Below are 12,317 nucleotides of genomic sequence, written 5' to 3' on the forward strand. Positions count from 1 at the left end.
CCCATCTTCCCCTATGCCGACTCCGGTCTTACAACACATAGTCAGTATCAGCCTCGCCCCAAAAGGCTGACCGATTCAACGCTGCGATGTTGTATCGGCACAATCACAGAAACGAAAGAAAGCCGAGTGCTGTCAGCATTCGGCTACATGAGCGGAAGACGAAGACGGCGGCACGGAATGTGCTTTCGCAGAGTCCGTGCCGCCGCCTTGGTCTGGAGCGCCTATTGTCAATTAGCTCCATTCTAAATAAAAAATACTGCAACACTTTGATTTTTCCCATAAAAAAGCATTCTCAGCCAAAGTTCTTTTAGTCTATCAATTCATGTTCTTTAAGATATTGTTCCCCTTTATCTGTAATATTTGTATTCGCAGGTGTATATCCTGCGCTCATAAGCGGATGAGCAGCAGTTCCACTTGAATATTTCGGATTGAGACCATCAATAAATCCATTGTCTTTTAATTCCATCAATACTTCACTATACTCATTGTTCAGAGCTTTTTTGTTATACACGGATAATAAAACTTGATCTTTTGATAATTCCATAATATCATCTCCTAATTTATGTTTACCATTTAGGTTGTAAACTAAATACAAAGTATTTTGCTATGGTCTCATTTTCGCTTCATTATACATTTTACAAACTTCTGATAAAGATATTTAATACGCACCTGATTTTTCTCATACGCTATAAGCTGCTAATTATTGCGCCCCATACTAACACTTGCACTATATATTCCAGTTTCATAGCCAATATTAATTAGAGTCTATGCTGAAAGTCATTTTGGAACTTTGCAATACACCCTGCCATGTGTTAATAAATGAACCTAATCCCAGTCTAAATTAGCATTTGATGCGTCACCATATTTATTATGCAATTTATCTAATATTTCCTTATCCTCACTTCGCCATTCCAGTGTACTATGCCTTATATGCCAATTCCCAGGATTAAAACTCTGAGATACAGATACGGCTAATTTCTCATATACTGTATCTCCTTTTGGGGGTTCAACAGTCCAACCACTTTCAGTAAGATATGCATAAGTATTTTTAGAATCTGCTGACATTTTTATTCCTCTCCCCTTTTTTATTTATCCTATACTCTTCGGTAATTAAAAAGAGATACCTGTAAAAACATCATAACAAATAATTATTTGAAAAAAAATCTTCAACCTTATATAAACCGCACATCTCATTTCTTGAAGTCAGTAAAGCGACGTGCATCGCCCCGGTACAGCAAGGTAATGTAGACACAAACATAAATTATTTATTTATATCTCCATAAATAATTTATGTTTAAGATTAAGTAAATCTATCATTAGTGTATACCATTTATATTTATTTAACACAATTTTTTCAAACTCAACATATGGAAGAAAACTTATCCTGTCATCTGTTTTTGTAGCCCAATTACTCGTTGCTTTGGAGCATAATACACTGCCTATTCGCTCTTGAAGTATAGTTTTAGGTATCCGAAGTGGTTTCCCATTAAGATCTATATTTTTTAGCTTCTGAGCATCAACCGCAAACTTGTTACATTGGTTAATAAGTTTAGTAAATTCTTCAATGGTTATTGTCCCTACATCTTTTTTGATAATTGTGAACTTTTTATATAATGTTCTACATTCACATTTATCTTTATCAAATGCAACATGTGCCGTCAATAACCAAAAGCAACGATCTATATAGTTTTTAAATAACATATAATCAGTTGACAATACAAAAATACGTTGTTCGATTGGTAATAATTCTATATATTCCTCCAACTTTTCAATTTCGCTATAAATATATTTCCATAGATTCCGATTTTCTTCAGTTTCTTGATTGAAGGAACTAATAAATTTATCGAGTGTTGTTTCATTTATAACTTGTTGAATTTCTTTAGTAATATTTTCCATGATACCCTGCGTTTTTATCTGAAAAGCAATTTTTTCAACTCGAAATTGAGCTTTAGTTTCCACTATCAAATCATAAATAGCAACTGCATCCCATGCAAGCAATGAGCATGCTATTCCCATGGCTACCGTTACCAAAATAGGATTCCATATTAAACCATCTACATAGACAAAAATCATTATTATTGCGACACCTAAAATTAACATTCTGAACAAAAACTGATTAATTAATGCCTGTCTGCGCTGTTCTGCATCCAAAAAAATCACCCATTTCAACTTTCAGTACTATGTATTATAGCATAATGCTTATTAATGATATAGATTTTTAGAAATTTCCGTATAACTTAAATTAAAGTTTTTGACAAAGAAAGTTGTCCGCAAAGCTGTTAGATAACGATGCTTACTTGAATGTTAATATAATCCACAAAAATTTTATATCAACTTAAAAACATTTTTCATTCCGATCAATGTTTCGTAGACCAGTGTCGCAAGGACTGCTGTCTCCGGTCTGAGTATCAGCCTCGCCCCAAAAGGCTGACCGATTAAACGCTGCGATGTTGTATTGGCACTATCACAGATTGAAAGAAAGCCGAGTGCTGTCAGCATTCGGCTACATGAGCTCCAGACGAAGACGGCGGCACGGAATGTGCTTTCGCAGAGTCCGTGCCGCCGCCTTGGTCTGGAGCGCCTATTTATAGAAAGATATCACGCGTCAGCCATGTCTACACCAGTGTACAAAGTTTTCACAATTATTATATATAACGTTATATTCCATTTCACTCGTTCGACTCCAAGCACGACGTATAATCTCATTTTCCGAAAATGCAGCCTTGCTTTTGCGTAAATGTATATCATCCGTCCCCGCAAAATCTTCAAGTGAAATACACCTAACCATGCCTTCATTATATTCAAAGACAAAACCCGCGCCATCATATAGTCCATGATGCGTATAGGCTATTCTTGTTACAAATATATGATCGCCTTTATTTAGCTTTTTCTTGATTTCCACTACACTTTTACCTGTAAAAATTCGTTCCATTTTAGAGACTGGATCCACAGCATCTCTTACGTTTTGAATCGAATCTTCTGCATTGTTTATTTTTTCAAGGACTGCCCCCACATCTTCTGAAACATACCTTTTTACTATTTTTTCAATTATTCGTGGATTTTCCCTACCCCTTGATGGTATGTTTGGCTGACGCGAAACAACACCGTGAGGAGTCGTTACATTTACTAAAGCTCGAAATACATCTAATCCATTCATGATTATTCATATCTCCCTTATGATCTCATTTATCAAAATTGCTATATGGCAATATAATTTTATCATATGTTTACTAAAATACTAGCACTAAAAAAAGTTTACTGCACTGCAATAAACTTTTTTAGAAATTCATCTATTAATTTTTCCGGATCATTGCCTAGATTTCTTTTATCTCACCCGTCATGATGCTTATGGCTCTTTTTAGATTCCTGCAACCTTAATACTTATCTTAATTTTCTTCCTTTTTCAATCTATCAAACAGCCCTGCCCAATATATAATTGGAATACTTGCTTTTGATATTATTTTTTCTCGTTCTGCTTCCGTTCCTGCCTGTTGTAATTCCCTATAGATTTTTTCAAGCTCCTCCGGTTCTATTGAAGATGTTTCTAGGGGTTGTGACACTGGAGGTTTACTAGCTAAAACATTTTTAATAAATATACCTATTTCATCAATAAGACTAAGATGGTCTTTAAAATATTTTATTGTTTCCGGCAAGTTTCTTTTCTGATTCGCTAAAATTTTTTCAATATTCTCGAAACTATCTTCCATCTCTTCATATGTATTAAAAGTTATTGGAGACCGTAAATAGCCTAAGTTTCTAACTAAATCTATTAACAATTGCAAAAAATGTATATACTGATAATCATAATTTGCTACTACGTCAAATTTATTCATGCGCTGTAGTAACATAAGAAATGTAACCAAAGAATCCTCACGAATTCGAGCTAAAAAGGGCTTCATATTGGCAATAAAACTGTCATTAATTTGGGTTGGCTTTTCAATTAAAAAATAGAGTTCTAATAATCCTCTATAATCCACTGGTTGATTTGGTGATTCTGTCACAATAAAGGATATAAAATATATTTTCCAACGATATTCTTTCTTTTTACTAAATAGCTCATTCGACATATCATCTGAAAAAGGTTCTGTTAATAATTTACTTTCAAAATTTTTATAGCCTGCTTCCCATTCCGTTTTTTTCTTGCATAAAATTAACGTTTGCATACTATTTACAATCCATTGATAGGCATCTATCAGCATAGGCTCCCCTGCTTCTAACAAGCGCCAAATAAGAGATTCCGTCTGATCCCGCTGGATCCTCTTGATGGCTATTTGGCTCTCAGTCAAATCTGTTCGAGATTTTTCAGTATATCGAGTGTCTAACTCATAATTGTCTGCCCACAAAAATTTATACGCAATATAAACTTTTATATCCTCATCATCCTGAAAGAGTTTCTCCGTTTTTATAATTTCTTTTGGTTTGGAGTTGTCTTTACCTGCTAAAATGCGTAATATTTCTCCCGTGGGCATCATGGTATCATCATTTTTAATATCAAAACAATATCTTAGATTCTTCCCACAGGCAAAACGACTATAAACTTCTGGCAAAAAATGTTTAATGAAAAAGAACGCTATTATTGTATAGTTATCATCATGAACTCTATTATTGGGTCGACTCAATATGTGATAAATATCTGTCAAAAAACACCCAACTGTCCTAATACTATACAAATCTCTAAATATCACATTTATTTTTTCTGTTAAGTCTATACCTGGAATTTTATCCTTTAGAAAAACCATTGAAGCTGCTTTAAAATATTTCAAATCATTTAATGTTAAAATACCTTTGACAAATTTTTCTTTTTCTTCTTTTTCTTTTATTTCATATTGTACTATTTCATAAAAACCAATTTTTGACAACTTCATTGTATATGGAATATATTTTTCCAAATATTTAGGCTCGCCTGCATCTCCCAAACATTTTTTGAGTCTGACCGGATCATATTGATACAAAATTTTAACGCATTCATTATCACTTGCCAGTTTTTCTGAAATATAAAAAATTTTTATTATTAAATTTTCATCTACGATCCTATCCAGATCTTCATAAACAATAATGATAGTTTTTTCAATTTTTTTTAATTCCTCTTTTAAGCTATCAAATGCTTTGGCATAAGATTCATTTGACTCTGAAAGTAATTCGCCAAAAAATTTTATTTTTGGTTCTTTATCAAAGAAATTTTTTAATCGTTTAGAATACCTTGATATAATTCCATTCTCATATAAAACCCGTTCCATTTCATCGACTATAATCTGCGGTAAAACATCCAAATTGCAAGCTAATACATCAATCGTGATAACTTCATACTTCGCATTGTCTTCAAAAGAATCTTTTAATTTCTCAACAAAAAAAGTCTTTCCATCGCCCCATGCAGCTTCTATCCCAATAATCGGAAAATCTTTGTTTTCGATTTTTTCTTTTATTGTATGTAAATCGCTTTTCCGTTTACCGTATAATTGCGGATTTAAATCTGATTTATTCACAACAAATTGGCAGAAAGTTGTGCAATGCAAGGCAAACTGTATCATTTGCAATATAAGCAACAAGCATGCATCGCTAGGATTTACAAAAAAAAATGCTACATTTCCACCATACAAAACCGCAAAAATTTTATTATAAAATACGCGATTCTTACAAGGACAAAATTGTATTAGCACTAAAATGCAACAAACCATACTTAATATTGCATAAATAGATAAAGGAACCTTCAATCCCCAAAATAGTACTACAAAAACCATCATACTTTGTAAAAAAAGCATTATAACGTTTTTCAATTCTTTTTTCAATTCTTTCTTCAATTCTTTTGTCATAGTATCGCTCCAAATATTGTTATTTTATTCCTCGTTATTATAACATTCTTGATGTCAAATTAGTTGGTAAATTAAGAAATTTCCAGCTAGTAAAGTTCTGTCGACGATCGAATGAATTGCTTCCAAGAACGTTAGCACCTATACATCGGATTAAAATACAATTACCCAGAAAAGTGTACCTATTTATTTTACGACAATATAGTTTATAAAAGAGCAAAAAAAAATACAAAGCATAAACCATACTTTGTATTTTCTGCCTATTAATTTTTCCGGATCATTGCCGAGAGTTCTTTGATCTCGCCCGCCAGGTCGCCTATTTTATCTGCGAAAACGTCCAGCGACTTTTGAAATTTAATCAGCAGGTAGAGCGTAATCACAATTGGAAACCCGACCTGTGCGATTGCAGTCAATATATTGCCGTCCATAGCCATACACCCCCTTTTTGCCCAATCGATCTATATACAGGAAAAGCCCCGCAGTTGCAGGGCTTTTTTGACGTTGACTACACTTAGACAAGTGCCGTAACGGTGACTTCTTTAATTTGCGCTTTGACCGCCGTCTTTAAATCGCCACTTTTATTTGAAAATACATTTTTAGCGATACACGCTGCCATATATTCGTCTGTATTGGCTTTGGTTAGACCGTCTTTCGGATCGGAAAGCGAATACTGCACTTCTTTATCTGACACCGTTTTAAATACCAGTTCCAGAGACTTTGCCATGATGTTTCCTCCTTTCTAGCGAAATAAATGCCGCTTATTTACTAAGGAGTTCATACGATTCGGAAACTTGAATCGCATCTACCGTATGCGACTGCAACGCTGCAGCCATGCTGCCGATTGCATACAAATCTTCATTGACTGCACTGGCTTTAACAGTTCCCAGTGTACGCGTTGACAAAACGGCTTCGCCAGTGGAATTGACACCAGTCTGCACTTTGACTTTTAGCGTTTTGGAATTTCCTGTTGCTGTAATTGCCATAACAAGCCCTCCTTTCTATAACAGAAAAGCCCCGCCTACACAGGAAACGTCTTGTGTAAACGAGGCTTTCTGCGGAATAGATTCTATAACAGGGAGCGCGCCCACTGCATCGTATTGAAAACAAACATGTCTACGCTTTGAACCTATTCCGTAAGTTCTTTTCTTGCAAAATCAACGAGGAAGTTTAAACAGTTACGTGGTTTAGTACAATTTAATACTACAAAATCTACCGACTTTATTCAAGTAGTCAATTTAAATTACTTGTTTTATTTGCAATATTTAACGTTCTGCTGTCAATTACTGCCCGTCAACAATGCATAATCCGTGATACCACGGGCAATTGCTTTGCTAAATTCGGGTCCTGCATCAACCAATAGTTCCTGATCGGCTTCGTTGCTTAAAAAAGCGGTTTCGACAAGGACCGCCGGGCAGGTTGTTTTACGCAGGACAAAAAAGGTCTTATTTTCTTTGACGCCCCGATCCACCGTATGCAATGCATTTAAAATTTGTGTCTGAATGCAGTTTGCCAAGGTGCCGCCGGCTGCCGACAAACTATAACAAAATGTCTCCGTACCTTTCGCCTCCGGATTCGAAAAACCGTTACAATGAATCGCTACAAAAACATCGGCGGCAAAATCCGCAGCACTCTGGACGATTTTCCCCAAATCATCATCCTGCATAAAACGAACTTCACAACCAGCCGCCAATAAAGAATCGGATACCTCATGCATAAACGTGCAGCAAAGCTCTGCTTCCGTTGTCTGGGTGCCGACCACGCCCGGATCAATTCCCGGCGCATGTCCGCCATTTATAAATACTTTCATTTTGGTCACCTCACAACAAAATAGAAAAACAGGTTCGAGAGCGTACTACCCACAAAACTGCATACTGTAAAAATCAGCATCCACTTTATTTCTGTAGTCATTGTAACGGACATCTCCTTTCATTGTGGTTCGTTTGTTCGTTTCACATCGAGCCCTGCGCTGCCCGAACTGGCGGCACAGCCGATGCAACTCGCACGGGGCGGCATCGATTGTGCCACCATTCCGCCAGCGCCCGAGGCTATCCGCCTAGGAGTGGCAAAAAACGCCCCTCCCACGCGGCAACGACCAAGCCGTGCCGACCATAAAATCCGAATTGACTACTAGGAAACATGGTTAAACTTCTCGATTGCCACGGCATTGCAGCTGTCACCCCGCCGCCTTTGGGGAGCCGTCTTGCCACGTGTACATGGCGGACAACCTGACAAACAGGGACGGCAAAAAACGCCGCCCGTCAGGCAGTTCGCCGTGTTCACTCTCCGTCCTCCTCCCCCTCTGCTGCGCATTCACCCCCACCACTGGCAACTCCTGCCGAGGGCAATTATGATGCGACAAAAGAAAAAGGGAGAGGAGGACTCCGGGCACCTGCGGTCGACTATGCCCGCCTGCGGAAGCGGAGTCGCTAAACTAAGCCGCGCGGGCATACTCCCCAAAAGCGGCGGGGTGACCGAGGCGACGATCCGTAGTTCGCTTCGCGCCATTCAAACCTGCAAAAGGTAGGCGCTTGTGATAACGCATCACCCGTGGCTGCATCGAACCAACTTTCTGTATGTGGATTCACGCAGGCAACGGACTGCTCATAAGGCAGCTGTCCGTTGCCTGCGTAATTCCACCGCCCCTACATTATTTCGTAATGCCGAGTGCGACCGCCCCCGCGGTCGCACTCGGCACCCCAAACCTTTTAATACCAATTTTTCTTACGAAGCTCTTCTTTCAATAAATCAAAATCAGTACACAAATTCGTCACTAACATAAGCACCGAATCATGTTCTGCCGCTGGTGACTTCGCCAGATTATCGATACATCTTCCCAGCGTGTCCACATTTTTCTTTACAGTAGAATCCGAATCCACTTAAATCGCCTCCTTTCGGTACAATCTTTGCCGATCCGCCGCCTCTTTTCTCTACTAAAATTTCACCATAGGTACTATACCTAAAAACAGACTTCTATAGCATCAGCATTTGTAAACGCTGAATCCATTCTCATTTTCTTGTCTTTTATATCGCGCCGCTTGTTGATAGGTATGCGAAAACACCCTGTATAAACCAATATCCTCACAATCAACATCTACACAATCGCCTAGCTGCCCGATCAAAGCATCGACCCAATCATCATACGAAAAAAACTCACCCGAAACCTCTGGCATTACATCCACTTCTTGCATCAGCGATTTAACCTCAGCGGGAGGCAAAACCTTGCCAACCTTCACCGTAGGCGAAAGCGGCGCTGCCGATTCGATTATTTTATAAGTGGGCGGCTCATTCCCGCCTGGTGAAGTATACTGTAAAAATTGTCGGTCCACCAGTTCTCGTCTGGCATGAATAAACGTTCCATGACTGACCCCAAGCACCTCACGTATCTCTTTTTCTTTAAGTTTCCCTTCATGCCCTGCTAAAAAATCCAAAAAACGCAAAGCCTGTTTTGATAAACTCATGGTGTCACCTCCGGCGCTGCAGCTTCGACAAAAACAGCATCGTTGTATTCCATATCAATTTGCGCAATATGTATAAAACTCAAAACAGTCTGCATCGATTCCGCCGCTTGTATCGTAAACGGAGTCGCATCCGCCAGCCGAATAATATCCTGTATCTTCTTTGAGTTTTTTAATAATTCCATAAATTCATTCTGCAACGGATCATTTTTCACCGAGGCATTCCATTCTGCCTCCAAATCACATAATTCAGCAAACATATAATGATTCCGTTTAAAAAGCGACGTCATTTTTCCCGCTCGAACATCGATCTGCTGCAAATACATTGGCTGTATCCCTTTTTGGATTAGGCTTTGTCGTTTTTGCTGAATCAACTGCTGTTCATTGGCAAAAATCTTCCAGTCCTCAAACTCTTCCGGCTTGCGTAAAACAGGTATTCCTTTTTTCTTATCATAAATTGCCTTCTCTTCAAGCAAAATATCGTACATTGTATCTAATCCATTAGAATCTCTGTATCTAAGTTCCCGTATTTCACCACTCACCAGTATCTTCATTGAATCTCTCCTCTGTTCGTCAGACTTCCACGGCTGACGATTCTATATTTTGCTGGTCGGTTCCCACTCTGCACTTCATGGATAATATATTCACCATCGACCAGTTCCTTGCGGGCAATAATAAATTGCTCATGATTCAATCCTAAATCACCGCGAATTTTACTTTCCCGAATAACCAGTGGAAAATGCCAACGTGCACTATTTGCATAATGCATTAGGATAAACCAGAAAGCAATCGCTCGTGCGCTGACTGGATTATACAAACACCGCTTATGAAATTCATTAATTTCACTAAGATAATTCATTTCATCTTAGTCGATTGCTGCCCTGGGCATTTGACTGCTTCTTGACATAATCACGCAGCCAGTTCACAGCATCATCTTTATGGATCAACGTATGTCTTCCCGAATGCATCGCCGGAAATCCAGTGATTTTCGTCATTTCACGAAGCCGGTTTATCCCTATACCCGTCAACTCAGCAAACTCTTTAATTGACACCATAATCGTCATGTAACCACTTCCTTTTATCTGACATTAGCAAAATGCGTTTTAATATTCACACTTCGTTATAATTTATTATAGCATGTGTCTAAAGACCTGTAAATACGTTTTGCTATTTACAATTCGCACTTTGTTATATTATAATAGAATTAATAACAAATCGTATTATAAATAATTACGAAGCGTTATATAAGCCTAAACTTTACGAGTAAAAAATCAAGGAGGTGCTTAGATTGGGATTTTCGCAAATGTTAAAAGATCTTCGCAATTCAGCCGGACTGCAACAAAAACAGCTTGCTGAAAAATTAGGTGTCACACAAGCTACAATCAATGGCTATGAATCAGGTAAACGAGAACCAAGAATTGAAATGCTGATAAAGATAGCAGCCCTTTTCAATGTCACGATTGATTTTCTCATTGATGCGCACACAGAAAAACCTTCGGATAGAGCACAGGACCTTCTGAAAAAGATTGATTCTTTATCCGAACAAAATTTTGAAACAGCCGCCCAAGTAATTACCGCCCTCAGCAACGACCCGCGCCAACTTTATCGGGAATTTATGCTGAGTCGTCAAATAGCCGAGACACCCGCTGACTACAAAACCGACAAACAAAAATAAATTGCCTGTCGGCTGAACCTACGAACTACCCCTGCTATTACTGTTTTATTTTGTTTTATTTCCTTTAGTACTTATCTGTCGGAATAGCGACCGCAAACTCCCCTGCAAAGTAGACGGCACTCCCGACCGCAAATAATACGACAATGTTTTTTTATCCACAGCATATAAACAGGATAACCACAGAGTTATCCACAGAAAGGAGTTTATAAAAATGGCAAGACGAGGAAACGGAGAAGGGTCGATTTACTACGATAAAACAAAAAAATGCTGGGTTGCTTCCATCTGCATCGGGGTTGACACCACCACCGGAAAAACAATCCGCCGTCGTGTCTATGCCGATAATAATAAAGACATCATCACCAAGAAAAACGATATGCTGGCAAAATATAAAGACACCTATTACATGGATGCTGACCGGATCACCGTCGGTGACTGGGTGTCAAAATATCTTGACACCTATAAAAAAGGCAGTGTCCGGCAAAACACCTACGAATCCTATCTATATCTAGCCAAACACTACATTGCCCCGCACTTAGGTACGGTAAAACTCGACAAACTGCTACCTATACAAATACAGCATTTTGTCAACGATTTGGCGGCGCAACACTCGCCCCGCACGGCAGAATACGTCCTTGCCATTTTAAAAATGGCGATCCGAAGGGCGGTAGATGAAAACATTCTCGTCAAAGACGTCACTCGCGGCATTAAAAAACCGCGAAAAAAAGCAAAAGAAATTCATCCCCTGACCCCCGAAGATGTGCAAATTCTGATCGATAAAACAAAATCCGACAAAATGAAAATGGCGATCAAAATTCTCTATATGACGGGTATGCGTAGTGAAGAGCTGCTCGGTCTGACTTGGAATAAAATTAACTTCGCCAAACAACAGCTTACCATCAGTCAGGTTATTATTCGCACCAAAGATGGTCCTATTATTGAAGCGCCAAAAACACAAGCCAGTGCCCGCGCTATATCCCTGCCGCCTAAACTTTTGACGGCACTCAAAAACTATAAAAAACTGCAAGCCGCTGAAATACTCAAAAACAAAAACTATCAAAATCAAAACTTCGTAATCTGTCGGCAAAATGGACTGCCCATGATGCCGGTATGTTTCTGCAATATTTTTGGACGCAATGCCAAAAATGCCGATATTGCCATTACCGCCCACGGACTCCGCCATACCCACGCCACCCAACTTTTCAAAGCCGGCTGGAACGCAAAAGATGTCCAGGAACGCCTCGGACATTCTTCCGTCAGCGTAACCCTGGACATCTACACCCATCACGTTCCTCAAAGACAAAACGACATCGCCGCCTACCTAGACCAAATTTGCCCGAACTAGACGAAAGGCACCGCTGCATTTTTGCAGCGGTGCCTTTT

The 12,317-nt window shown here is 38.8% G+C and carries 18 protein-coding genes; 2 read left to right on the forward strand and 16 right to left on the reverse strand.

The genetic code is table 11. From position 1 onward, the window contains the following. Positions 1-307: 307 nt before the first annotated feature. The 16 genes from F606_RS0105270 to F606_RS20635 form a co-directional block, all read right to left on the reverse strand. Complete coding sequence (locus tag F606_RS0105270; protein ID WP_019552835.1) at positions 308-544, reverse strand: YjcQ family protein; 237 nt, start codon at positions 542-544, stop codon at positions 308-310. A gap of 281 nt (positions 545-825) precedes the next feature. Then, positions 826-1,065 carry a hypothetical protein gene (locus F606_RS0105275; RefSeq protein ID WP_019552836.1) on the reverse strand — a complete coding sequence of 80 codons (240 nt, stop codon included), beginning with the start codon at positions 1,063-1,065 and terminating at the stop codon, positions 826-828. A gap of 204 nt (positions 1,066-1,269) precedes the next feature. Continuing rightward, positions 1,270-2,151, reverse strand: a complete 882-nt coding sequence (locus tag F606_RS0105280; protein WP_019552837.1) for a hypothetical protein — start codon at positions 2,149-2,151, stop codon at positions 1,270-1,272. Between the two features lie 174 nt (positions 2,152-2,325). Continuing rightward, the gene (locus F606_RS23120) at positions 2,326-2,499 is read right to left on the reverse strand and encodes a hypothetical protein (protein WP_019552838.1); all 174 of its coding nucleotides are present in this window, start codon (positions 2,497-2,499) and stop codon (positions 2,326-2,328) included. 106 nt (positions 2,500-2,605) lie between these two features. Then, on the reverse strand, positions 2,606-3,157 hold the full coding sequence (locus F606_RS22200; RefSeq protein ID WP_019552839.1) for a lecithin retinol acyltransferase family protein: 552 nt from the start codon (positions 3,155-3,157) through the stop codon (positions 2,606-2,608). 229 nt (positions 3,158-3,386) lie between these two features. Continuing rightward, the gene (locus tag F606_RS0105295) at positions 3,387-5,810 is read right to left on the reverse strand and encodes a P-loop NTPase fold protein (RefSeq protein WP_019552840.1); all 2,424 of its coding nucleotides are present in this window, start codon (positions 5,808-5,810) and stop codon (positions 3,387-3,389) included. A gap of 260 nt (positions 5,811-6,070) precedes the next feature. Then, positions 6,071-6,235, reverse strand: a complete 165-nt coding sequence (locus tag F606_RS22645) for a YvrJ family protein (protein ID WP_019552841.1) — start codon at positions 6,233-6,235, stop codon at positions 6,071-6,073. Positions 6,236-6,318: 83 nt separating this feature from the next. Continuing rightward, positions 6,319-6,531 carry a DUF2922 domain-containing protein gene (locus tag F606_RS0105305; RefSeq protein ID WP_019552842.1) on the reverse strand — a complete coding sequence of 71 codons (213 nt, stop codon included), beginning with the start codon at positions 6,529-6,531 and terminating at the stop codon, positions 6,319-6,321. Positions 6,532-6,565: 34 nt separating this feature from the next. Then, complete coding sequence (locus tag F606_RS20630; RefSeq protein ID WP_019552843.1) at positions 6,566-6,790, reverse strand: DUF1659 domain-containing protein; 225 nt, start codon at positions 6,788-6,790, stop codon at positions 6,566-6,568. Between the two features lie 293 nt (positions 6,791-7,083). Beyond that, entirely contained in the window at positions 7,084-7,614 is a 531-nt protein-coding gene (locus F606_RS0105315; RefSeq protein ID WP_019552844.1) for an N-acetylmuramoyl-L-alanine amidase family protein, read from the reverse strand. Positions 7,615-7,852: 238 nt separating this feature from the next. Further along, positions 7,853-8,014, reverse strand: coding sequence for a hypothetical protein (locus F606_RS23445; protein WP_154651107.1), 162 nt, complete (start codon positions 8,012-8,014; stop codon positions 7,853-7,855). Positions 8,015-8,512: 498 nt separating this feature from the next. Further along, positions 8,513-8,683 (reverse strand): hypothetical protein, encoded by a 171-nt coding sequence (locus F606_RS23130; protein ID WP_019552846.1) that lies wholly within the window; start codon positions 8,681-8,683, stop codon positions 8,513-8,515. A gap of 102 nt (positions 8,684-8,785) precedes the next feature. Continuing rightward, entirely contained in the window at positions 8,786-9,265 is a 480-nt protein-coding gene (locus F606_RS0105335) for a hypothetical protein (protein ID WP_019552847.1), read from the reverse strand. Continuing rightward, complete coding sequence (locus tag F606_RS0105340) at positions 9,262-9,816, reverse strand: hypothetical protein (RefSeq protein WP_019552848.1); 555 nt, start codon at positions 9,814-9,816, stop codon at positions 9,262-9,264. The genes F606_RS0105335 and F606_RS0105340 overlap by 4 nt, the downstream gene beginning before the upstream one ends. After that, positions 9,813-10,121, reverse strand: coding sequence for a hypothetical protein (locus F606_RS0105345; protein ID WP_019552849.1), 309 nt, complete (start codon positions 10,119-10,121; stop codon positions 9,813-9,815). The genes F606_RS0105340 and F606_RS0105345 overlap by 4 nt, the downstream gene beginning before the upstream one ends. Position 10,122: 1 nt before the next feature. After that, positions 10,123-10,326 carry a helix-turn-helix domain-containing protein gene (locus F606_RS20635; RefSeq protein ID WP_019552850.1) on the reverse strand — a complete coding sequence of 68 codons (204 nt, stop codon included), beginning with the start codon at positions 10,324-10,326 and terminating at the stop codon, positions 10,123-10,125. 224 nt (positions 10,327-10,550) lie between these two features. On the opposite strand from F606_RS20635, the gene F606_RS22205 reads away from it, so the two are divergent. Next, positions 10,551-10,937 (forward strand): type II toxin-antitoxin system RelB family anti-toxin, encoded by a 387-nt coding sequence (locus tag F606_RS22205; protein WP_019552851.1) that lies wholly within the window; start codon positions 10,551-10,553, stop codon positions 10,935-10,937. Positions 10,938-11,148: 211 nt separating this feature from the next. After that, positions 11,149-12,279: a tyrosine-type recombinase/integrase gene (locus tag F606_RS0105360; protein WP_019552852.1), complete on the forward strand. Its 1,131-nt coding sequence runs from the start codon at positions 11,149-11,151 to the stop codon at positions 12,277-12,279. Positions 12,280-12,317 lie beyond the last annotated feature (38 nt).

Origin of the sequence: Propionispira raffinosivorans DSM 20765 (assembly GCF_000381065.1) — a bacterium.
GTDB classification, from domain to species: domain Bacteria; phylum Bacillota; class Negativicutes; order Selenomonadales; family Selenomonadaceae; genus Propionispira; species Propionispira raffinosivorans.